19 protein-coding genes are annotated in these 21,090 nt (G+C 67.3%); 8 read left to right on the top strand and 11 right to left on the bottom strand.

Annotation, left to right across the window (positions count from 1 at the left end; all coding sequences use genetic code 11):
- Positions 1-49: 49 nt before the first annotated feature.
- Entirely contained in the window at positions 50-463 is a 414-nt protein-coding gene (locus M5J20_RS05330) for a DUF4265 domain-containing protein (RefSeq protein ID WP_253577246.1), read from the bottom strand.
- A gap of 42 nt (positions 464-505) precedes the next feature.
- On the bottom strand, positions 506-3,055 hold the full coding sequence (clpB, locus tag M5J20_RS05325; RefSeq protein WP_253577242.1) for an ATP-dependent chaperone ClpB: 2,550 nt from the start codon (positions 3,053-3,055) through the stop codon (positions 506-508).
- A 335-nt stretch (positions 3,056-3,390) separates the two neighbouring features.
- Between clpB and M5J20_RS05320 the strand changes: the two genes are divergently transcribed.
- Positions 3,391-3,885, top strand: a complete 495-nt coding sequence (locus M5J20_RS05320) for a helix-turn-helix transcriptional regulator (RefSeq protein ID WP_253577240.1) — start codon at positions 3,391-3,393, stop codon at positions 3,883-3,885.
- On the opposite strand, the gene M5J20_RS05315 is transcribed toward M5J20_RS05320, so the two are convergent.
- On the bottom strand, positions 3,882-5,249 hold the full coding sequence (locus M5J20_RS05315; RefSeq protein WP_253577237.1) for a sodium/glutamate symporter: 1,368 nt from the start codon (positions 5,247-5,249) through the stop codon (positions 3,882-3,884). The genes M5J20_RS05320 and M5J20_RS05315 overlap by 4 nt on opposite strands.
- A 79-nt stretch (positions 5,250-5,328) precedes the next feature.
- On the opposite strand from M5J20_RS05315, the gene M5J20_RS05310 reads away from it, so the two are divergent.
- Positions 5,329-6,402 (top strand): ferredoxin reductase domain-containing protein, encoded by a 1,074-nt coding sequence (locus M5J20_RS05310; protein ID WP_253577234.1) that lies wholly within the window; start codon positions 5,329-5,331, stop codon positions 6,400-6,402.
- Here M5J20_RS05310 and M5J20_RS05305 read toward each other — a convergent pair.
- Positions 6,399-7,229: a carbon-nitrogen hydrolase family protein gene (locus M5J20_RS05305; RefSeq protein WP_253577232.1), complete on the bottom strand. Its 831-nt coding sequence runs from the start codon at positions 7,227-7,229 to the stop codon at positions 6,399-6,401. The two genes, M5J20_RS05310 and M5J20_RS05305, sit on opposite strands and share 4 nt — an antisense overlap.
- 91 nt (positions 7,230-7,320) lie before the next feature.
- Between M5J20_RS05305 and M5J20_RS05300 the strand changes: the two genes are divergently transcribed.
- From M5J20_RS05300 to M5J20_RS05285, 4 genes are all read left to right on the top strand, one after another.
- Entirely contained in the window at positions 7,321-7,581 is a 261-nt protein-coding gene (locus M5J20_RS05300) for a hypothetical protein (RefSeq protein WP_253577230.1), read from the top strand.
- A complete protein-coding gene (locus tag M5J20_RS11495; RefSeq protein WP_253577229.1) occupies positions 7,574-8,761 on the top strand; it encodes an alpha/beta hydrolase in 1,188 nt (395 codons plus the stop codon). The genes M5J20_RS05300 and M5J20_RS11495 overlap by 8 nt, the downstream gene beginning before the upstream one ends.
- Before the next feature lie 14 nt (positions 8,762-8,775).
- Complete coding sequence (locus tag M5J20_RS05290) at positions 8,776-10,542, top strand: pyruvate dehydrogenase (RefSeq protein ID WP_253577330.1); 1,767 nt, start codon at positions 8,776-8,778, stop codon at positions 10,540-10,542.
- A 323-nt stretch (positions 10,543-10,865) separates the two neighbouring features.
- Positions 10,866-11,684 carry a hypothetical protein gene (locus M5J20_RS05285; RefSeq protein ID WP_253577227.1) on the top strand — a complete coding sequence of 273 codons (819 nt, stop codon included), beginning with the start codon at positions 10,866-10,868 and terminating at the stop codon, positions 11,682-11,684.
- A 57-nt stretch (positions 11,685-11,741) separates the two neighbouring features.
- Here M5J20_RS05285 and M5J20_RS05280 read toward each other — a convergent pair whose 3' ends face one another.
- From M5J20_RS05280 to dnaK, 4 genes are all read right to left on the bottom strand, one after another.
- Positions 11,742-12,146: a heat shock protein transcriptional repressor HspR gene (locus tag M5J20_RS05280; protein WP_253577224.1), complete on the bottom strand. Its 405-nt coding sequence runs from the start codon at positions 12,144-12,146 to the stop codon at positions 11,742-11,744.
- 15 nt (positions 12,147-12,161) lie between these two features.
- Positions 12,162-13,376 (bottom strand): molecular chaperone DnaJ, encoded by a 1,215-nt coding sequence (dnaJ, locus tag M5J20_RS05275; RefSeq protein WP_253577222.1) that lies wholly within the window; start codon positions 13,374-13,376, stop codon positions 12,162-12,164.
- 62 nt (positions 13,377-13,438) lie between these two features.
- Positions 13,439-14,140, bottom strand: coding sequence for a nucleotide exchange factor GrpE (grpE, locus tag M5J20_RS05270; protein ID WP_253577220.1), 702 nt, complete (start codon positions 14,138-14,140; stop codon positions 13,439-13,441).
- On the bottom strand, positions 14,141-15,979 hold the full coding sequence (dnaK, locus tag M5J20_RS05265) for a molecular chaperone DnaK (protein WP_253577218.1): 1,839 nt from the start codon (positions 15,977-15,979) through the stop codon (positions 14,141-14,143).
- A 315-nt stretch (positions 15,980-16,294) separates the two neighbouring features.
- Between dnaK and M5J20_RS05260 the strand changes: the two genes are divergently transcribed.
- Positions 16,295-17,701: an AI-2E family transporter gene (locus M5J20_RS05260; RefSeq protein ID WP_253577329.1), complete on the top strand. Its 1,407-nt coding sequence runs from the start codon at positions 16,295-16,297 to the stop codon at positions 17,699-17,701.
- A 41-nt stretch (positions 17,702-17,742) separates the two neighbouring features.
- Here M5J20_RS05260 and M5J20_RS05255 read toward each other — a convergent pair whose 3' ends face one another.
- Positions 17,743-18,837: an HNH endonuclease signature motif containing protein gene (locus M5J20_RS05255; RefSeq protein WP_253577215.1), complete on the bottom strand. Its 1,095-nt coding sequence runs from the start codon at positions 18,835-18,837 to the stop codon at positions 17,743-17,745.
- A 97-nt stretch (positions 18,838-18,934) separates the two neighbouring features.
- Here M5J20_RS05255 and M5J20_RS05250 point away from each other — a divergent pair, with 97 nt between their 5' ends.
- Positions 18,935-19,459: a type 1 glutamine amidotransferase domain-containing protein gene (locus M5J20_RS05250; protein WP_253577212.1), complete on the top strand. Its 525-nt coding sequence runs from the start codon at positions 18,935-18,937 to the stop codon at positions 19,457-19,459.
- Between the two features lie 9 nt (positions 19,460-19,468).
- Here the strand turns inward: M5J20_RS05250 and M5J20_RS05245 are convergent, their stop codons facing one another.
- Entirely contained in the window at positions 19,469-20,152 is a 684-nt protein-coding gene (locus M5J20_RS05245) for a GPP34 family phosphoprotein (RefSeq protein ID WP_253577210.1), read from the bottom strand.
- Positions 20,153-20,156: 4 nt separating this feature from the next.
- Entirely contained in the window at positions 20,157-21,089 is a 933-nt protein-coding gene (locus M5J20_RS05240) for a sulfite exporter TauE/SafE family protein (protein ID WP_253577327.1), read from the bottom strand.
- Position 21,090 lies beyond the last annotated feature (1 nt).

The following is a 21,090-nucleotide window of genomic DNA, read 5'->3' as shown; positions in this document are numbered from 1 at the left end:
GCCAGTCTAGCCAGCAACCCGCGAGGTCACAGTCCGAGGAAATCGGAGCTTAGGCCATGAAGCCGGGGGCCTGCTGAATCGTGCCGTCCGACTCCAGCCCGTCCAGCCACTCCATAATCCCCTCGCGCGGGCAGTCCGCGCCGATGCTGGCCGCCAGCATGCCGCCGGGGCCGAGCTCGACGCGGCAGCCGAACGCCAGGAGCGTCTCGGCGATCTGGTGCGGCTCGTCCGTCTCGGGCATGATCCGCACCGTCGACGCGCCGCCGCGCACCACCACGCGGTCGACGTGGAACTGCCCGCCGACCAGCACGCACTCGACAATGTCGCCGAGCGCCAGCGACGTATCCACGAACGGCACGCTGGCCACCACGAAGTGCGTGGGGCTCAGCTGGTGCGCCGCGAGCTGCTCGTCCTCGACACCGGGGACAGCAACGCGGGTGGTGATCGTGGTGGTCGGCTGCATGGCAAGCAGTCTAGGGCACCACGCTTGCCGACGGCGGTATTACTACCGCGCCGCAACCTCCAGCTCCTCGCCGCCGTCGGCCACGTCGACGTGGACGATGTCGCCGTCGCGGACCTCGCCGGCCAGAAGCTTCTTGGCCAGGCGGTCGCCGATCGCCTGCTGGATCAGGCGGCGCAGCGGGCGGGCGCCGTAGGCCGGGTCGTAGCCGCGGTCCGCCAGCCAGTGCTTCGCCGCGTCCGACACCTCCAGCGTGAGGCGGCGGGCGGCGAGGCGCGCCGCGAGATCCTGCAGCTGGATCTCCACGATGCCCACCAGCTGGTCCTGGCTGAGCGGCTCGAAGACCACCACGTCGTCGAGACGGTTGATGAACTCCGGCTTGAAGTGCCGCTTCACCGCCTCCATGATCTGCTCTCGGTTGCCGCCCGCGCCCAGGTTGGAGGTCAGGATGATCACCGTGTTACGGAAGTCCACGGTGCGGCCCTGGCCGTCAGTCAAGCGACCCTCGTCGAGCACCTGCAGGAGCACGTCGAAGACATCGGGGTGGGCCTTCTCCACTTCGTCGAAAAGCACCAGCGAGTACGGGCGGCGGCGCACAGCCTCGGTGAGCTGGCCGCCTGCGTCGTAGCCCACGTATCCCGGAGGGGCACCGACGAGGCGGGCGACGGAGTGCTTCTCGCCGTACTCGCTCATGTCGATGCGGACCATCGCCGACTCATCGTCGAAGAGGAACTCCGCCAGCGCCTTCGCCAGCTCCGTCTTGCCCACGCCGGTGGGGCCGAGGAATAGGAAGGAACCGATCGGCCGATCCGGATCCGCCACGCCCGCGCGGGAGCGGCGCACCGCGTCAGACACCGCGACGACCGCTTCACGCTGGCCGACGACGCGCTCACCCAGCACCGACTCCATATTGAGCAACTTCTCGGTCTCGCCCTGCATCATCTTGCCCGCCGGGATGCCGGTCCACGAGGACACGACCTCCGCGATCACGTCAGGCGTGACCTCCTCAACCAGCATCGTCTTCGTGCTGGCCTGCGCCTCCGCCTCAGCGACCTGCGCCTCCAGCTCCGGGATGCGGCCGTAGCGCAGCTCGGACACCTTGCCGTAGTCGCCCTCGCGCTCCGCGATCTCGGACTCGTTGCGCAGGCGCTCCAACTCCTCCTTCGCGGCCTGGACGCGGTTGACCTCGCCCTTCTCGTTCTCCCAGCGAGCCTTCATCTCGCCGAGCTTCTCGCGCTGATCCGCCAGCTCCTGGCGCAGCGCGCCGAGGCGCTGTTGGGATGCCTCGTCGGACTCCTTCGCCAGCGCGATCTCCTCGATCTCGAGGCGGCGCACGACGCGCTCCAGCTCGTCGATCTCCTGCGGGGAGGAATCGATCTGCATGCGCAGGCGCGAGCCCGCCTCATCGACCAGGTCGATCGCCTTGTCCGGCAGGAAACGGTTCGTGATGTAGCGGTTCGACAGCTCCGCGGCCGACACCAGGGCAGAGTCCTGGATGCGCACGCCGTGGTGCACCTCGTAGCGCTCCTTCAGGCCGCGGAGGATGCCGATAGTGTCCTCCACCGTCGGCTCGCCCACGTACACCTGCTGGAACCGGCGCTCCAGCGCCGCGTCCTTCTCGATGTACTTGCGGTACTCATCCAGCGTGGTCGCGCCGACGAGGCGCAGCTCGCCGCGGGCCAGCATCGGCTTAATCATGTTGCCCGCATCCATCGCGCCCTCACCGGTCGCGCCAGCGCCGACGATCGTGTGCAGCTCATCGATGAACGTAATGATCTCGCCGTCCGACGACTTGATCTCGTCGAGCACCGCCTTCAGACGCTCCTCGAACTCGCCGCGGAACTTCGCGCCCGCAACCATCGAACCCAGATCCAGGCTGATCAGCGTCTTGCCCTTCAGCGACTCCGGCACGTCGCCCGCGACGATGCGCCGCGCGAGACCCTCGACGACGGCAGTCTTGCCGACGCCCGGCTCACCAATCAGCACCGGGTTGTTCTTCGTGCGGCGGGACAGCACCTGGACGACGCGGCGGATCTCCGCGTCGCGGCCGATCACCGGGTCGATCTTGCCCTCGCGGGCGCGCGCAGTGAGGTCGGTGGAGTACTTTTCCAGAGCCTGGAACTGGTCCTCCGGGTCCTGCGAGGTGACCTTCTTCGCGCCGCGCACGGACGGGAAGGCGCCCTTGAGCACCTCGTACGTCGCGCCGCGCTTCTTCAAAAGCTCCGCGGCCTCGTCCGAGCCCTTCGCGATACCCGCGAGCAGGACTTCGGTGGACACAAACTCGTCGCCGAGCTCGCCCGCCAGCTCCTGCGCAGCGTTAATCGCGTTGAGCGCGTCGCGGTTGAAGTTCGGGTTGGCCATGTTCTGGCCTTCCGCCTTGGGGAACCCGGCGACGATCTGCGCCGCCTCCTTCGCGACGGTCTCCGGATCCACGCCCGTTGCCTTGAGCACCGGCGCCGCGATGCCTTCTTCCTGAGTAAGTACAGCCTCCAGCAGGTGCGCCGGGCGGATGTCCGGGTTGCCCGCCGCGGACGCCTTCTGCAGCGCCTGCTGAAGAGCCTGCTGCGTTTTCGTTGTGGGGTTGAAAGATCCCATGGTTCGCGTTGCTCCTTAGTTTCAAATGCCTTTTGTAGTGATGTCACTAGAGACAACGCGCAAAGAGTTGAGTCTGTTCCACTCAGTTCTGGGCGCCAGGGCAGGGCCCGGAGGCGGCGACACGCAAACCTTTCGATGAAATGCGTCAAATGCTGGATTCGGCAGTTCTATGTGTGAGCCGCACACATAGATCCGCGAATACCAATAATTACCCCATTTCATAAAAGGGAAAACCGCTTCCCCGAAACCTGCCCCCGGCCATCGCGCCCCCAATGTCCACTGAAATGTGCACGCGTTCGCACGCCGAGTGCCAAGAACCGTGATGAACTCGAATCATGTCCGACACCAGCGAACCAGCACCGCACGAGCGCGTTCCCACGGCGCTGCGGGGCCTGCGAATGCTCGAGCTCATGCAATGGGGCTCGCGCTTTACGACGGCGGAACTCGCGAGCGAGCTCGGCGTCAGCCAGAGCGCGATCCGGAAGTATGTGGCACAGCTGAGAGGCGCCGACTTCAAAATCAAGAGCGGCCCAGGCTTCGGCGGCTGCTACTGGATCGAACGCGGCGAGCGCGCATTTCCGTTGCAGCTCACCACCGACGAGATCGAATTGGTGTTGCTGGGCTTGGCTGCCTTCTCCGCTGCCGGAGGCGCAGACGATCCACGCTCGGCAGCTGCTTTCGAGCTCCACCGCAGAATCCTGGAGATTGTGCCGGTCGAGGTCGCGGAAAAGTTAGACGGATTCACCGACAAGTTCCGCAAAAAACTCCAGATGATGAGCGCGGTGTTTCGCGCCCAACACGGCACTAAGCTCGACCACTTGTGGGCTTAGGAAATTAAGCGTCGTGAAGCACCGTGTTCCGGCGCGTGCCCTGTTTTCTCCGCGGGGACCCAGCGGAGGGCGAACGCCATGATGACGACGCCGACGGCGATGGCGAAGACGACCCAGCCGAAACTCGTGGTGATGCCGGCGATCACGGCGATGGGCGCGAGGATGGTCATGCCGATCTCGAAGGGCGCGAAGCCGACGTAGGCCACGCCGTACTCGTTGAGCGTGCCGGATTTGAGCTTCGGGTCGACCATTTTGAGCAGCGCGATACCGGTGGCCACGGCGGCGGTCGCCCAGCCCCAGCCGAAGATGCCGCGCTCGAGCCAGTTGCGGCCGAAGAAGAGCGGCGCGGCCCAGAGCATCCAGACGACGCAGAAGAGGGTACCCAGCAGGAACATCACGATGAGGGCCTGCCAGTAGCCGGCGAGCGCGGCCGGGACGATGGAAGCGATGCCGAAGGCGATCATGTAGTCGGTGGCGGCGCCGGAGATGGAGGTCACGGTGTCGCGGTCCAGGTAGTTCGAGCGGTTGAAGCCGCGCAGCAGCCCGCGCCCGATGAGGCCGATGACGAAGGACATGGCGAACAGCGGGATGGACACGTTCGGCCACTGGCCCTTGATCAGGGTGTTCACGGTGTAGGCGATGAGCACGGTGAACACGATGAAGCCGACGTGCAGCGCGAGCGGCTCGATCGAGGACGGGTTGGTGGTGGCCTTGCCGATCGACGGTCGCTCGGACTCGTTGACGATGTAGCCGGTGCGCAGGTCCTCCGGCAGCTCGCCGGCGAGCTGGGACGCGCGCCCGGTGCGGATGCCCCAGTTGGCCATGATCACGCCGCCGATGATGGCAATGAGCGTGCCGACGGTCGCGGACGTGAATCCGAGCGACGAGGCACCTTCGAGCCCGATCTCCTCCAGCGCGGAGCCGACCGCCGCCGCGGTGCCGAAGCCGCCGACGAAGCCGACCGGCAGCATCATGCCGAACCACGGGTCGGTGCCCATGACCGGCGCGAAGAAGTAGATGCCGAGCAGGATGAACAGGCCCCACTGCCCCATGAACATGGCGGTGGAGTAGCCCCACATGTTGCGGGCGCCGGAGGCGACGGAGCCGCCGAGCTCCATCGAGTACGCCATCGACGCGAACACCACCGCGATGAGCAGCGTGGTGTACGTGCCCACCTGCGGCGACCAGGTGATCACGCCGAGCACCTCTTGGCCGAGCAGCAGGCCGAGCAGGCCGGCGGTGATCGGCGCGGGCAGCAGCAGTTTCTGCAGCACCAGCAGCCGGTTGCGCAGCACGTTGCCGACGATGAGAAGGACGGAGATCCAGCCGACGTCGGTAAGCAGGGTGTATGGCGTGAACTCCACGTCGGCCACCTTTCTCATCGGGATTGCACTGCTTCCGCACATTAATGGAGGGGGTGCGCAGGTGGGTACCCTTGGCCCTATGCAGATCCCCGCCGCGCTCACCGCCGACGCCGCCCGCTTGCGCGCCGCGGTGTTCGAGCGCCTCGTGGGCGCGTACGGGCCGGCCGCCGCGGGCATGTTCCCGGAGGGCGCGTCGCAGGTTCCGCAGGTGCTTCTCGACGCCTGTGTTTTCACCCTCACCCACTCCCCCACCCCCGAACTCACGGACGCGGTCGCGGAGCGCATGCGCGCGTGGGCGCTGGATTTGCGCCGGGTGGGCTTCCCGGCGGCTGAGTACCCGGCGGTGGCGGGCATGGTCGCGGATGCGTCAGGGGCGGACGATGTTGCCCGGTACGTTCTCATCGCCGCCGCCGAGGTGATGCGCGAGGCGACTGAGGCCGCGGACCTCGCCGGCATCGCTCCCGCCGTCGCGGCGCAGGTCACGGATGTGACCCAGACGCTAAGCGGTGTGGCGCTCGTGCGTTGCGAGTCCGGCATGCCCGTCGCCTACCTCCCCGGCCAAGTGCTGCCCGCGATGCAGGTTGGCCGGCAGGGCGTGTGGCGCGGCGTCATCCCGGCGCTGCCCGCGAACGGCTACGGCCAGCTGGAATTCCACGTCCCGCGTGCTGACGCCGGGGGTTTCGACCTCGCAGTCGGCGATTACCTCACCCTCGGCGCGCCCCGCGGCGCGGCCCCGCGGTTGGAGGGTGAGCGGGCGGTGATCGTGGGCATCGGCACGGGCGCGGCGGCGGCGCGCGCCTTGGTGTTCTCCCTGCTGGAGCGCGGCACGCGCCCCGAGACGCACTGCATCCTCGCAGGAGACGCGCCGGAAGACATCTACGACGCCGGCACGTTCGCCGCACTCGCCGCCGCGCAGCCGTGGCTGACCGTCACGTTGGCGGCGCAGCGCGAGGGTGAGTGGCGAAAGGTGGTCACGAGGCGGGCGTCGGCAAGCGTGGAGCGTGTTGTGGCGCCGCTCGGCGAGCTGCTCGCGGACGCGGGGGACGTGGTGCTGTGCGGCGCCGAGGCGGACCTCGCCGAGCTGCGTGGGCTGGTGCCTGGCGCGCAGGTGGTCGCGCACGACGCGGACCCCGGCTGGTTCGTGCGGATCTAGCGCATCTCGGTGGCGTTGGTGATGGTGAGCAGCGGCAGCGCTTTGCGGGCCTGCGCGACCTCCGCGAGATCGATGTCGACGATGAGCGTCTCCGGCGCGTAGCCCGCCTCGGCGAGGCGCACGCCCTGCGGGTTCACCACCGCGGAGTGGCCGATGCCGGTCGGGCCAGAGTCCTCGCCGGCCTTCGTCTCCCAGTCCGGGCGCGCCTGGCCGGGCGCGACGATGAACGCGCCGGTGTCCAGTGCGCGGGCCACCGTCAGCGCGCGCCACTGGTCCAGCTTGCCGGGGCCGTCCGCCCAGCTCGTCGGCACGAGAATCACCTCGGCGCCGCGGTTGGCCAGAGCCTTGAACTGCTCGGGGAAGCGGATGTCGAAGCAGATCGCCACGCCGACCACCGCGCCCTCGTGCACGAAGGTGACCAGCTCATTGCCAGTCTGCACGGTGTCGGACTCGCGGTAGTCGAACGCGTCGTAGGCGTGAATCTTGTCGTAGCCCTTGTGCACCCCGCCGCCGGTGATCAGCGCGGTGTTGCGCACCCGGTTGAGCTCCTTGCCGTCGACCTTATTGGTATCGCCGGGGCGGAACATGCCGGCCACGATGGTGACGGAAAGTTCGTCGGCAAGCTTGCGCATCGCGGTGGCGAACTGCCCGTCCAACTCCTCGGCCTGCGTGTCCAATCGCCCCTGGTCGAAGGCCTGGCTGGCGGCCTCCGGCAGCACAATGAGCGTCGCGCCAGCGGCCGCGGCATCGCGGATCAGGGGCGTCAGCAGCGCGATGTTCTCGCGTACGTCGCCGCCAGTGACCGTTTGCAATAAGGCGAGTTTCATGTGGACAACTTTAGTTTGATTTCTCGCCGGGTTATCCACAGTTTGCCCGCGCACCATTGCCGCGTTCGCCGCCGCTTGCCACTGTTGCCGCATGACCTTCATCGAACTCGGCCCCCGCACCGCACGCTCCGCCCTCGCCCACCTCCCCGACACTTCCCCGCTGCCTGTCGCGCGTCTTACCCCGTCCCAGGCCGGGGCCGCGCTCGCCGCCGCGCAGAGCAGGGAGCACTCGCTTTACGACGCTTCCTTGCAGGCCCTCTCCTCCCACCTCAGCGCCATCGCCGGCTTCGCCTCCGCTGTGGAGCGCGCCGATGCCTCGCTCGCCGCCGCGTTGGGGGTGCACCGTGGGTAACGTCGCCGCCGTCGCGTACGCGCCGCAGCTGGACCCGGCCGAGCTGCGCGCCGCCGCTGACGCGCTCGGTCTTGCCCAGCGCGAGGTCGCGGCTCGCGCGGATGATGCCCGGCGCGCCGCCGCGGAACTCGCCGCGACCGGATTCGCCGGCCCCGCCGCCGATGCGGCGCTTCGCCGCACCACAGCGCTCGCCGAATCGCTGGACACCCGCGCGGCGTCGCTGGTGCGCATGCGCATGGCCCTCGAGGCCGCCGCCGCGGCCCAGGCGATGCTCGACGCCGCCGCCGAAACCGCCGTGCGCTACCAGCACTACCGCCTGATCGTGTGGCTGAACCAGCTCTCGCTGCAGCTGGATACGCAGCTCGCGCGCGAGCTCAACCGGGCGCGCGGGGAGGGGTTCGACGCGCTGGCGAACCACCCCGGGGAGGACTTGCACGCGTTGTCGGCGCGCCACGTGGCTGGATTGCCGGCGTCTGCACGCGCTGTGGTTAAGGATGCGGGCGGGCTCGTGCTGGAGGCGGGGCCGCGGTCGACGACGGTGATGGTCGGCAACACCGCCGATCCCGCGCGCGTGATCACGATGGTGGCGGGTGCGACCACGGGCGATCCCGCCGACCTCGCGCACGAGGTGGAGAAAGCGCAGCGCATCGCCGCGCGCACCGGTGCCGCCGTGGTCGTGTGGCAGGGTTATCAGCCGCCGAAGGAGGTTGGGTTGGCGATCAGCCCGGCGTCGGCAAGCGAAGGCTCCGCGAACCTGGCCCTGTTCCAGGCGGCGCTCGAGGAGCGGTTCCCGGAGGCGCAGAAAACTGTGGTCGCGCACTCGTACGGCACGCGCGTGGCCACGCAGGCGGCGGCCGAGCGCGGCTTGCTTGCCGACGACCTGTGGCTCCTCGGCAGCCCCGGCGTCGCCGGTGAGTCGGCCGCGGACCTGACGCTGGCTGGCCCGGACGCGCAGGTGTACGTGGTGGACGCGGATCGGGACCCGATTCTGGCGCTGCGGTCTGGGACGCGGGGCGTGCTGGGGGCGTCGCCGAGTAGTGCCGCGTACGGCGCGCAGGTGGTCGGCGGCGTGCGCGGGGACCACGGGGCGTACTTCACCGACGAGGCGTTCCTGAGCGCGCTCGCGGCGCACGGACAGCTTGTTGAAACTTCAGTAGCATCGGCGGGTGCAAATATGTGACCAATAAAAGGAGCATCATGACGAACTTCGCCACGCAGTTGGTGCAGCGCCTTGAGAAGGAAGGCGTGAAGCGCATTTACGGTCTGGTGGGTGACTCGCTGAACCCGCTTTCCGACGCCGTCCGCCAGAGCGACATCGAGTGGATCCACGTGCGCAACGAGGAGGCCGCCGCGTTCGCCGCCGGCGCCGATTCCCTCGCCGCCGACGAGCTCGCAGTGTGCGGCGCGTCCTGCGGCCCGGGCAACACCCACTTTGTGCAGGGCCTTTTCGAGTCCCACCGCAACGGCGCGAAGGTCCTCGCCATTGCGTCCCACATCCCGACGATCGAGATCGGCTCCTCCTTCTTCCAGGAGACCCACCCGGAGCTGCTCTTCCAGGAGTGCTCCTCGTACTGCGAGGTCGCGCACAACGCCGACCAGGGCATGCGCGTGCTGCACAACGCCCTGCAGAACACGCTGGCCGGCAACGGCGTGTCCGTGATGGTCGTGCCGGGCGACGTGTTCGCCGCCGATGTCGCCGACGGCCCGCACACCGCCGACGGCGTCTACGCCACCGGCGCCGGCAAGCGCGTCTACCCGGACCCGCACGAGGCCGCCCGCCTCGTCGAGGCGATTAACAAGGCCGAGAAGGTCACCATCTTCGCCGGTTACGGTGCACGCGACGCCCGCGACGAGGTGTTCGCCCTCGCCGAGAAGATCAAGGCGCCGGTGGGCCACACCTTCCGCGGCAAGATGTTCTTCGAGTACGACAACCCTTACGACGTCGGCATGTCCGGCCTGCTCGGCTACGGTTCCTGCGTCGAGGCGATGGAGGAGTGCGACCTGTTCATCATGGTCGGCACCGACTTCCCCTACACCGACTGGCTGCCGGACGAGAACGTCGCGCAGATCGACATCGACGGCACCCACATCGGCCGCCGCACCACCGTCGAATACCCGGTGGTCGGCGACGTGAAGAGCACCATCGAGAACATCCTCCCGCACGTCGAGGAGAAGAAGAGCCGCAAGTTCCTCGACAAGATGCTCAAGCGCCACTACGAGCTGCTGCACGACGTCATCGAGCACTACACCCACAAGGCTTCCGAGGCGAAGAAGCCGATCCACCCCGAGCTGGCCGCGTCCGTGCTGGACAAGCTTGCCGACGAAGACGCCTACTTCACGGTCGACACCGGCATGTGCAACGTGTGGTCCTCGCGCTACCTCACCCCGAACGGCAAGCGCGACGAAGCCGCGTCCTTCCTCCACGGCACCATGGCTAATGCCCTGCCGATGGCCATCGGCGTGCAGGCCGCGTTCCCGGACCGCCAGGTGATTTCCTGGTCCGGCGACGGCGGCTTGGGCATGCTCATGGGTGAGCTGCTGACCATCAAGCTGCACCAGCTGCCGGTGAAGGTGATCTGCTTCAACAACTCCTCCCTGGGCATGGTGAAGCTGGAGATGATGGTGGCCGGCATGCCGTACTTCGGCACCGACCACGAGGAGGCGAATTACGCCGAGATCGCCAAGGGTGTGGGCATCCAGTCCTACCGCATCGAGGATCCGGACGACCTCGAGCCGGTCCTCGCCGAGGCGCTGGCCTTCGATGGGCCGGTGCTCGTCGACATTGTCACCGACCCGAACGCGCTGTCCCTCCCGCCGGACATCACCTGGGACATGATGAAGGGCTTCGCCAAGTCCGGCGCCCGCACCGCGTTCCTCGAGGGCGGCGTCGGCCGCCTCTTCGACCTGGCTAAGTCCAACCTGCGCCACATCGGCGGCGCGGCGTCCATCGAGTTCAAGTAGGTTCTTTAAGCCCGGGCAGCCCAACGCTGCTTGGGGTTTTCCATGCCGGGGTTTGTGTGGCGTGGGTCGCTTTCAGGGCTGCAAACGTGAGCAATCGCACGCTAGCGCCGTCCTCACTGCGCGCCCGTGTGCGCCAAAACCGCGCTGTCCAGCGACGATGGCAGGAATGGGAGGCGAGATACGGGAGAAGGCGAACGTCGAAAAGCGTGGAAGCGAGGTTAGTGTTATCAAACTGAGACTTTTTTGAATCATCAACTTCCGTACGGTCGTTGGAGTGGCAGGCACACGGCCTGCCGTGAAACTTCACTGTCAAAGGATTTCCCATGACCAACCAGAACCCGAAGCAGGTCAAGCGCGTGAAGCGCACCACGACCACCCGCGAGGCAGCTCCGGCCGCCGCGACGACCTCCACCGCGTACCAGACTGAGGACCACATCGGCCAGGAAGCGTGGATCGGCACCGGCTCCGACAACGTCTCCAACGGCAACGTGTCCTGGGGCGCGATCTTCGCCGGCGTGGTGACCTTCCTGGGCATCATGATCCTGCTCGGCGTCGGCGCTGCCGCGATGGGCCTGCAGGGCTCCTCCGGCATCGCGACCGGCATCTTCGCGCTGATCTCCCTCGCCGTGGCCTTCGCCGCCGCCGGCTACGTCTCCGGTGCGCTCGGCGTGCGCGCGGGCCTGTTCCACGGCTTCGCTACCTGGGCGACCTCGCTTATCGCATCCCTGATCCTCGCCGGTTGGCTCGGCGCTTCCGTGATCGGCGGCGTCGGCTCCCTGCTCGGCTCCGCTGGTTCCGCCCTCGGCGCTGCTGCCGGCACCACCGTCGGCGCGGCTGGTGAGTACGCGTCCCAGAACGTCACCCGCCAGGAGCTCGAGGACGCCATCAACGAGGCGCGCAACGAGGTCCAGGAGAACGTGAACGTGACCCAGGAGGACATCGACAACGCGAAGCAGCAGGCCAACGAGATGGCCGACGACGCCGCCCGCAAGGCCGACGAGATCTCCGACCAGGCCGCCGTCGGCACCTGGTGGACCTTCGCAGGCCTGATCATCGGCGCCGTGATCGCTTCCCTCGCCGGTGCAGCCGGTGCCCGCTCCGTGCTGAACCGCGACGACCACCAGCAGATCGTGCGCAAGTAACTCGCTTTCCGACGAAAGCTTAAGCCCGAACAGGATCACTCCCGTTCGGGCTTTTCTCTACCGCTCGGCGGTTTTGCGGCGCCGCCTCACGCTGTCGTCCCAAAGCACGATCTGCGTCGAGCGCGGGACGTGCACCAGCTCGCCGCCCGTGCGCCGCGACACCAGCTGGCGCTGCAGCTCCTCCACCTTGGCGCTCTGGGTGTCGAGCTGACCCTCGAGCGTCTCGATGCGTTCGGTCAGCTCGATGATTGTCTTGATGCCCGCCAGGTTCACGCCCTCCTCCTGGGAGAGCTGCTGGATGCGGCGCAGCATCGTGATGTCGCGGGTGGAGTACCGGCGGCCGCCCCCGCGCGTGCGTATCGGCGTGACCAGGCCGAGCCGGTCGTACTGGCGCAGCGTTTGCGCGTGCATGCCGGTGAGCTCGGCGGCGGCGGAGATGACGTAGTACTTTTCGTCTGCCATGCCACTCACCTCCCGCTACTTGGCCCCGGCCCACCCGGCGCGCGGGTCGAAGCCGGAGTCCTTCTCCGCCTGGGCGTAGGTGCGCAGCGCGCTCATGGCGCTGGCATCCAGGTCCTTGGGCACGCGGACCTCGACCGTCACCAGCAGGTCGCCGGCGGTGCCGGATTTGCGCTGGATGCCGCGCCCCTTCACGCGAAGAGTACGCCCGTTCGGCGTGCCGGCGGGCACTTTCACCTTGACGGGCTTGTCCAGCGTCGGCACCGTGATGGTGCCGCCGAGAGCCAGCTCGCCGAAGGAGACGGGGACGGTGATCTCGAGGTCGTCGCCGCTGCGGGTGAACACCGCATCAGGCTTCACGCGCACGGTGACGAAGAGGTCACCGGACGGGGTGCCGTTCGGCCCGGCCTCGCCTTGGCCGGCGAGGCGCACCTTCTGCCCGTCCACGACGCCGGCGGGGATGCGCACCGTGATGGAACGCGTCCGGCGCACGGTGCCGGTGCCGCCGCAGGTCGCGCACGGATCCTCGATGACTTCACCTGTGCCGCCGCAGTTCGTGCACGGCCGGGCCATGCCGAACGCGCCGGAGTTTTCCCGGATGTAGCCGCTGCCGGAGCAGACCTCGCAGGTGTGGGTCTTGCCGGACTTGGAACCCGAACCGTGGCACGTCGTGCACGGGGCTTCGCCGGTGAGCTCCACGGGGAAGGTGGTGCCCTTGGCGGCCTCGCGGAAGTCGATGCTTATTTCGGTTTCGACGTCCGCCCCCCGCGACGGCCGAGCGCTGCGCCCAGCACCGCCGCCGCGGTTAAAGAAGCCACCGAGGATATCACCAAGGCCGCCGTCTCCAGCTTGTCCGCCAGCCCCGGGTCCGAAGATGTCGTTGAGGTCTCCGATGTCGAAGTCGCTCTGCGTCGAGGTCGTGCGAAACCCGCCCGGGAACCCGGAACCTCCTTGTCCCCCGAAGCGGCCGGAGAACCCTCCGAACCCGCCCGAGCCGATCATCGACTTGAACTGGTCGTATTCCTTGCGCTTCGCCTCGTCGCCGACGACGTCGTACGCCTCCGCGACGCGCTTGAACTTCTCCTCGGCCGTCTTGTTGCCGGGGTTGGAGTCGGGGTGGTTCTCGCGCGCGAGCTTGCGGTACGCCTTCTTAATGTCGGCGGCAGAGGCGCTCGAGGATACCCCGAGGTCGCCGTAGTAATCCTTATTGGCCCACTCTTGTTGCATAGCCATCTCGCATCCTCCTTTCGCTTACATGTTTCTCAAGGGTGTGCCGCTCGCCCGCGGCGTGGGTACTACTCCGCAACCGGATCGGCGATGATCACCATCGCGTTGCGCACGAGGTGGTCGCCGAGGCGGTAGCCCTTGCGCAGCACGGTGCCGATGACCTTGGTGTCGCCCGAGGACAGGTCCTGGACCGCCTCGTGGATCTCCGGGTCGAAGGCCTCGCCCTCCGCGCCGAAGGCGGCCAGCTTCTGGCCCTCCAGCGTGGAGCGCAGCTTGTCCCCGAAGGACTTCAGCGGGCCCTCGGCGAGGTCTCCGTGCTGCTCGGCGAGATCGAGATCGTCGAGAAGCGGAAGCAGCTTTTCGACGAACTTCGCCTTCGTCTGGTCGACAATCTGCGAGCGCTCGCGCTCGGTGCGGCGCCGGTAGTTGGCGTACTCCGCGCTCAGGCGCTGCAGATCCTCGGTGCGCTCGGCGAGCTGCAGTTCAATGTCGCTCACCGTGCCGTCGCCGTCAGCGTCAGCGACGATGCCGTCGCCGATCCCCTCCAAATCGGCCTCGAGCGCGTCGGCGATTTCCGCGTCCGAGATCTCAGTGAGAGGGTCCTCAGCGTCCGCGCCCGACTCCGGGTCGGCGGCCGCCTCGAAGGCGTGGGCTTCGGCTGCTTCGTCGGCAAGCGATTCAGCCTGGTCCGGGGACACGTACTGCTCGTCGGTGTTCTCCGGTGCGCCAGGGTCGTCGGGCATCGGTGGGTTCACGTTGGGGTTCGTCATTTACTTGTCCTCCTCGGCGGCGTCGTCCTCGACGACCTCGGCGTCCACCACGTTGTCGTCGACCGGCTCGCCGGCCTCGGCCTGGGTAGCACCGGCGTTCGCCTCAGCCTCGTACAGCACCTTGCCCAGCTCCTGGGACTCGGTGTTCAGCTTCTCGACGGCTGCCTTAATCGCCTCAAGGTCATCGCCCTTCAGCGCCTCATCCACAGCGTCGGCGGACTCGGTCACGCGGGTCTTAAGGTCCTCCGGCAGCTTGTCGGAGTTCTCGTCCATGAACTTGCGGATCTGGTACGCGGCGGTCTCCGCGTTGTTGCGGGTCTCCTGCTCCTCGCGGCGCTTGCGGTCCTCGTCGGCGTGGGTCTCCGCGTCCTTGATCATGCGGTCGATCTCCTCCTGGGACAGGCCGGAGCCGTCCTGGATCTTGATCGTGTTCTCCTTGCCGGTGGCCTTGTCCTTCGCGGACACGGACACGATGCCGTTTGCGTCGATGTCGAAGGTGACCTCGATCTGCGGGACACCGCGCGGTGCCGGAGCGATGCCGGCCAGCTCGAAGGAGCCGAGCAGCTTGTTCGCGGACGCCATCTCGCGCTCGCCCTGGAAGACCTGGATCTGCACGGAAGGCTGGTTGTCCTCAGCCGTCGTAAAGGTCTCGGAGCGCTTCGTCGGGATGGTGGTGTTGCGCTCGATCAGCTTCGTCATCACACCGCCCTTGGTCTCGATGCCGAGGGACAGCGGGGTGACATCGAGCAGCAACACGTCCTTCACGTCGCCGCGCAGCACGCCGGCCTGCAGCGCAGCGCCGAGAGCCACGACCTCGTCCGGGTTCACGGACTTGTTCGGCTCCTTGCCAGTGAGCTCCTTGACCAGATCGGTCACGGCCGGCATGCGGGTGGAACCACCGACGAGCACAACGTGGTCGATGTCGGAGACGGACAGGTTCGCGTCCTTGATCACCTGGTTGAACGGTGCCTTGGTGCGGTCCAGCAGGTCGGAGGTGATGCGCTGGAACTCGGTGCGGGACAGGGTCTCATCCAAAAACAGCGGGTTCTTCTCCGCGTCCACGGTGATGTACGGCAGGTTGATGGTGGCCTGCTGCTGGGAGGACAGCTCGATCTTCGCCTTCTCCGCGGCCTCGCGCAGACGCTGCATGGCCATCTTGTCCTTGGACAGGTCGACGCCGTTCTGGGCCTTGAACTTGTCCACCAGCCACTCGACGACGCGGTTGTCCCAGTCGTCGCCGCCCAGCTCGTTGTCGCCGGCGGTGGCGAGCACCTCGACGACACCGTCGCCGATTTCGAGCAGAGACACGTCGAAGGTGCCGCCGCCCAGGTCGAAGACGAGGATGGTCTGCTCGCTGTCAGCCTTCTCCAGGCCGTACGCGAGCGCAGCCGCGGTCGGCTCGTTGACGATGCGGAGCACGTTCAGGCCCGCGATCTGGCCGGCCTCCTTGGTGGCCTGGCGCTGCGCGTCCTCGAAGTACGCCGGGACAGTAATAACTGCATCGGTGACCTCGTCGCCCAGGTAAGCCTCAGCGTCGCGCTTCAGCTTCTGCAGCGTACGCGCGGAGATCTCCTGCGGGGTGTACTGCTTGCCGTCGATGTCAATGGACCAGTCGGAGCCCATGTGGCGCTTCACGGAGCGCACGGTGCGGTCGACGTTGGTGACAGCCTGGTTCTTCGCAGACTGGCCGACAAGCACCTCGCCGTTCTTCGCAAACGCGACAACCGACGGGGTGGTGCGCGAACCCTCAGCGTTCGCGATAACTACCGGCTCGCCGCCCTCGAGGACGGAGACGACGGAGTTGGTGGTACCGAGGTCAATACCTACTGCTCGTGCCATGGTGTTTGAAGTTCCTCCTGTTGAAGTGGGATTCATTAATAAAGTTGAAGCGCTTCGGCTCAACCTCACGACCGCCACTGTACCAGCGGAGCGGTTCGGGCAATCACACCCTTGAGTCGAGCACGCTCAATATCTATAACGGCACAGAGCCAAAGTTGTTCCCGGTTCACTCAACTTTTTTCGGCGGCGGCATACGTGCCGGTGAAAATCAGGCGTCGATAAGCGAAAAGTGCGATCTGTGGCAAGATACTTCGTGTGACTGACAAGAAACAGGATTACGTGGGCGCGCTCGACACCACCGTCGACGACATTCGCATGATGCCCACGCCGGCCGACGCAGCTCAGGAGCTGTCGGACGAGCCGATCGACCGCGGCGATGTCATCGCCGCCGATGGTCGCACCGCCGCCGCGTGGGCGCTGCGATTCATCATCGTGGTGGCCGCGACGGCGCTGCTGTTCTGGATGATCGGCCAGATCTGGATGGGCATCCTGCCGATCCTGCTGGCGCTCATCTTCTGCACCGTGCTGTGGCCGCCGGTGCGCTGGCTGCGCAACCACAAGGTGCCGTCCGCGCTTGCGGTGTTCATCGTGCTGATCGCGTTCTTCGGCGCAATCATCGGCCTGTTCTCCGCGATGGCGCCGACGGTGCGCACGCAGGGCGTCCAGCTCTATGAGCAGGCACAGCAGGGCGTGCGCCAGATTCTCGACTTCATCGACGAGAAGCTCGACCCGCAGATCTTCGACGCGGACAAGGTCCAGCAGGGCCTTGAGCAGCTGACGGGCTTCGTGCGCGGCCAGGCGTCGAACATCGCGTCGGGCGTGTTCAGCGGCATCGGCACGATTGCGTCGGTGGGCACCACGCTCGCGCTGACGCTGATCCTGACGTTCTTCTTCCTCAAGGACGGCGACCGCTTCCTGCCGTGGCTGCGCAAGTACACCGGCGTGCGCGCGGGTTGGCACCTGACCGAGGTGCTTATGCGCTCGTGGAACACGCTGGCGGGCTTCATCCGTACGCAGGCGATCGTGTCCATGGTTGACGCCGTGTTCATCGGTGTCGGCCTCCTGCTGCTCGGCGTGCCGCTGTGGCCGGTCCTCGCGGTAATCACGTTCTTCGCGGGCTTCATCCCGATCGTCGGTGCGTTCACCGCCGGCGCCCTCGCGGTGATCATCGCGCTGGTGTCCAACGGTTTCTGGAACGCGATCTTCGTGCTGATCCTCGTCATCGCCGTGCAGCAGATCGAGGGCAACGTGCTCCAGCCGATCCTGCAGTCCCGCGCGATGGGCCTGCACGCCGCGATCGTGCTGCTCGCGGTCGCGCTCGGCGGCACGATGTTCGGCATCATCGGCGCGTTCCTCGCGGTGCCGGTCGCCGCAGTCGCCGCCGTGTGGTTCCGCTACTGGGCCGAGATGGTCTCGCTGCGCGCGGGGCAGATTACTGCCGACGACATCCAGATCGCCACCCAGCAGTCGCAGGCGCTCGATTCCAAGGAGGCGTTCTTCGCGGTGCGCCGCCACATGGTGCGCATGGCGAAGCGCGAGAAGCCGGACATCGACGCGCCGGTGAAGGATTCCCTCGGCTCGACCCGCGTGCCGGTGGGCAAGGAAGCGCCGAAGAAGACCTACGACCACGAGGTCCCCGGCCGCTCCCGCGCCATGGACCCGGACGAGAAGCAGTCCTCCGACAAGGAGCGCCAGCGCGAGCTGGACAAGGACGACGCCTAACGACGCTTAACGACGCTTGAAAAGCACGCCTCCTGCCACCCCTACCGCATCGCGCCGTAGGGGTGGTAGTCGTTGTGCACTGGAACTCCGCCCGGCGATACCCACACACCCTCGCCGTCGCGGATCTCTATTCGTCCCCGCACATGCTTTCCGACGTCATCATCATTGACATAGTTGTGGTACCTGCACACCATGACGAGGTTGCTCAAGTTTGTGGGCCCGCCCTGCTTCCACGGTATGACGTGGTGGGCTTGGTTGTGCACCGCCGGCGACTTGCAGCCCGGCCAGGGGCACACCGGATTCACCATGCTGGCCAGCGTGCGCTGCTTGTCGTTGGCGAAGCGGCTCGTGTCGTACAGGTTCACTGCGCCGTAGCCCGGCTTGAACAGCGCCGCCTGCAGGTGGTTCTCCGCGGTAGCCACGAAACGCTCCAGGAATTCGGCGCCGGTGATGGTGGTGCCGTCGGTAAGCCCGAGCACCACCTCGTCGCCGCGGCCCTCCAGGATCTCCACCCAGTCCCCCAGCGGCACGTTGATCACCGGCTGCGGGGCGGAGACGGGGATGACCACCTTCTCGTCGTCCCCGTCCGTGTTCGCCGAGAACAGTGCATCGAGGTTGTCGAGCATCTGCGGCGCGGCGGGCTGCGCCGGATCGATGTTCTGGCGCGCGAAGTGCTCCCACTCGGCGGCGCGGTGCTCGTCCATCCACAGCATCACCGCCCGCATGCCAAGGCGCGAGCGGCCGAAGAAGGCGCCCTTCTTCGGCGGCTTCGGCTCGACCGGCACCGCGGCCTTTACTAGGCGGGTGAACGCGTTGTAGTTCTTCGGCCGCTCGGTCGCCACCGTTCGCAGCACGTCAAGCCGCTTGGCGCCGCGCTCGCGGGGCGCAACCTTCTTCAGCCGCCGCTCCAGGAACGTCAGCTCATCGAGCGTCACGCCCGCTTCCGCGACCAGCTTCACGGCCTTCGCCTGCTGCTTGTGGGCGTTGGTGGCCCCTAGGTAAACGTCGGAAAGCTCGGCCCAGTCCCGCGCCTTCGACGGCTCCACCCCGAGCGCCACGGCCTGGGCGACGTCGAACCCGGCCAGCAGGTCCAGCGGGCGGCTGGCCATGGCCTCGAGGATCGACATCAAATTCATGGCCCCGACGCTAACCGCGGCCCGCCCACCTGGGAAGAGCCCGAATGTACATTTCAGTGCGCACGCCAGTTGCGCGTTTTCACGTACGGTGGGGCCCATGGCTGATTTGAACACCAAGACCATTGCAATTATCGCTACCGACGGCTTCGAGGATTCGGAGCTCACCAGCCCGAAGGAGGCCGTCGAGGCCGCGGGTGCCACCACCCACGTTATTTCCACCGAGACCGGCGAGATTGAGGGCAAGAAGGGCGCGAAGGTCGCCGTCGACACGACGACCGCTGAGGCCGATGCCGCTTCTTACGACGCTCTTATCCTCCCCGGCGGCACCGTCAACGCCGACACGATCCGCATCGATAAGGACGCGGTCGAGCTGGTGAAAGCGTTCCAGTCCGCAGGCAAGCCGATCGGCGTGATCTGCCACGGCGGCTGGATTCTTTGCGAGGCGGACGTGCTCAAGGGCGTGAAGCTCACCTCCGTCGAGAACGTGAAGACCGACCTCGTTAACGCCGGCGCGAACTGGGTCGACGAGGAGGTCGTCATCGACTCCGGCTTCATCTCCTCCCGCACCCCGGACGACCTGCCGGCGTTCAACAAGGCGCTCGTCGAGGAGTTCGCGAAGTAACGCTCCGACTTACGACGACGAGCTCTGCGCGGCGCGGACGACCATCACAAGTGCGTCGTTGATGCGCCGGATCGCCACCGCCACCTCCGGCGGTGTGCGGTTGAGCTCGGGCGAGGTCAACGAAAAGTAGATCTCGTCCAGCGCGCGCTTGACCTCCTTGCGGGGCAAGTCGCGCGTTTCTTGTTTCAGCACGTTGCGGGTGCCGGTGACGGCGTCGACGAGGAGCAACGCGACACCTTCGTTGACCGTCTCGTGCGCCTGCCCGCGGAAGATCTGGTGGGCACGGCCGCGCAGCTGCAGCTCGGCGGACGCGTCGCGCACCGGATACTGCTGCCACTGCACGAAGAGGAAACCGCGCGACTTTTCCTCCAGCACGCCGCGTTTAACCAGTGAGTCCGCCGCGTAGTCGATGCGCCCGAAGCGCGTGTCGCCGATCCACGTCTGCGCGCGGCGCTTCGGCCTGCGCTGAATCATTGCGTGGGCGTGCGCCAGGAACTTGGTCGGCAGCGGCTGCACGAGCGGGAGTGGGGTGACGCGGGGGCGGCGTTCGTCGGAAAGCTCGATCGCCCCGAGCACGGCCAAGTCCGCGAGCGCCGCGGCGCCGAGTGCGTACCGACGGTAGCTGGACACCCACGCCTCGCCCCCGCCGCCGTCGGCGGTGAGCAGCAGGAAAACCTGTTCCGAGATCAGCATGCGCTTAGCTTACGGGGGTCGCGGCGACGCTGACCGGAGTTTCGGCGGTCGCGCCCTCCTTTTCGGAGGCAGCCTTCGAGTTTGCGCGGGCCTTCATCACGCCGCGCCAGGACAGCACGGCGCCGATGCCGAGGATGAGCAGGCGCGGAATCCACAAGTGGTGGTCGAGGCCCAGCGCGGCGAGCACCACGGGCAGGTTCAGCATGGTGATCAAGGTGCCCACGACCCCGCCGAGCAGGATCGGATTCAGGCGCGTCACCAGCCACGCGGCAATCGGCGCCGCGATCACGCCGCCGATCAGCAGCGCCACGACGGCGGCGAGGTTCGCCAGCAGGTCGTTCCACATGCCGACGACGAAACCGGCAGTCGCAGCGGCCGTGACCAGGAACTCGGCGGTGTTCACGGTGCCCACGACGCGGCGCGGCTCGCTGCGGCCGGCGGAGAGCAGCGCGGACGTGGTCACCGGCCCCCAGCCTCCGCCGCCGGTGGCGTCGACGAAGCCGCCGAACAGGCCGAGCGCGCCGAGGAAGCGCTTGGTGTGCGGCTGCGGCGAGAGCTTGCGCCTGGTCAACCCGCGCGCGAAGCGCAGCATCAGATTCACGCCGATCGCGGCGAGGATGGCCGACATGATGGGCCGCGCGTGCTCCATCGACAGTTGTGTGAGCACAACGGCGCCGGTGAACGCGCCGATCGCACCCGGGATACCCACCGCGAACGCCGTGCGCCAATCCACGTTGCCGAAGCGCCAGTGCGCGACACCGGACACGAGCGTCGTGCCCAGCTCGGCGGTGTGCACGACCGCGGACGCCGCCGCCGGGGTCAGGCCAGCGAGCATGATCAGCATGGTGGTGGAGGTGACGCCGAAGCCCATGCCGAGACCGCCGTCGACAAGCTGGGCGGCAAGACCGGCGGCAGCAATGAGCAGCAGCGTGGTCAGG

Origin of the sequence: Corynebacterium stercoris, assembly GCF_024160105.1 — a bacterium.
Classification (GTDB): domain Bacteria; phylum Actinomycetota; class Actinomycetes; order Mycobacteriales; family Mycobacteriaceae; genus Corynebacterium; species Corynebacterium stercoris.
The sequence above is the reverse complement of the archived record's forward strand: the minus strand, read 5'-3'. Positions and strand labels throughout refer to the sequence as shown.

Excerpts from the sequence above, each read along its gene's own strand:
- M5J20_RS05330 (WP_253577246.1), bottom strand. The coding sequence starts at position 463 with ATGCAGCCGACCACCACGATCACCACCCGCGTTGCTGTCCCCGGTGTC.
- clpB (WP_253577242.1), bottom strand. The coding sequence starts at position 3,055 with ATGGGATCTTTCAACCCCACAACGAAAACGCAGCAGGCTCTTCAGCAG.
- M5J20_RS05320 (WP_253577240.1), top strand. The coding sequence starts at position 3,391 with ATGTCCGACACCAGCGAACCAGCACCGCACGAGCGCGTTCCCACGGCG.
- M5J20_RS05310 (WP_253577234.1), top strand. The coding sequence starts at position 5,329 with ATGCAGATCCCCGCCGCGCTCACCGCCGACGCCGCCCGCTTGCGCGCC.
- M5J20_RS05305 (WP_253577232.1), bottom strand. The coding sequence starts at position 7,229 with ATGAAACTCGCCTTATTGCAAACGGTCACTGGCGGCGACGTACGCGAG.
- M5J20_RS05300 (WP_253577230.1), top strand. The coding sequence starts at position 7,321 with ATGACCTTCATCGAACTCGGCCCCCGCACCGCACGCTCCGCCCTCGCC.
- M5J20_RS05285 (WP_253577227.1), top strand. The coding sequence starts at position 10,866 with ATGACCAACCAGAACCCGAAGCAGGTCAAGCGCGTGAAGCGCACCACG.
- M5J20_RS05280 (WP_253577224.1), bottom strand. The coding sequence starts at position 12,146 with ATGGCAGACGAAAAGTACTACGTCATCTCCGCCGCCGCCGAGCTCACC.
- dnaJ (WP_253577222.1), bottom strand. The coding sequence starts at position 13,376 with ATGGCTATGCAACAAGAGTGGGCCAATAAGGATTACTACGGCGACCTC.
- grpE (WP_253577220.1), bottom strand. The coding sequence starts at position 14,140 with ATGACGAACCCCAACGTGAACCCACCGATGCCCGACGACCCTGGCGCA.
- dnaK (WP_253577218.1), bottom strand. The coding sequence starts at position 15,979 with ATGGCACGAGCAGTAGGTATTGACCTCGGTACCACCAACTCCGTCGTC.
- M5J20_RS05260 (WP_253577329.1), top strand. The coding sequence starts at position 16,295 with ATGATGCCCACGCCGGCCGACGCAGCTCAGGAGCTGTCGGACGAGCCG.
- M5J20_RS05255 (WP_253577215.1), bottom strand. The coding sequence starts at position 18,837 with ATGAATTTGATGTCGATCCTCGAGGCCATGGCCAGCCGCCCGCTGGAC.
- M5J20_RS05250 (WP_253577212.1), top strand. The coding sequence starts at position 18,935 with ATGGCTGATTTGAACACCAAGACCATTGCAATTATCGCTACCGACGGC.
- M5J20_RS05245 (WP_253577210.1), bottom strand. The coding sequence starts at position 20,152 with ATGCTGATCTCGGAACAGGTTTTCCTGCTGCTCACCGCCGACGGCGGC.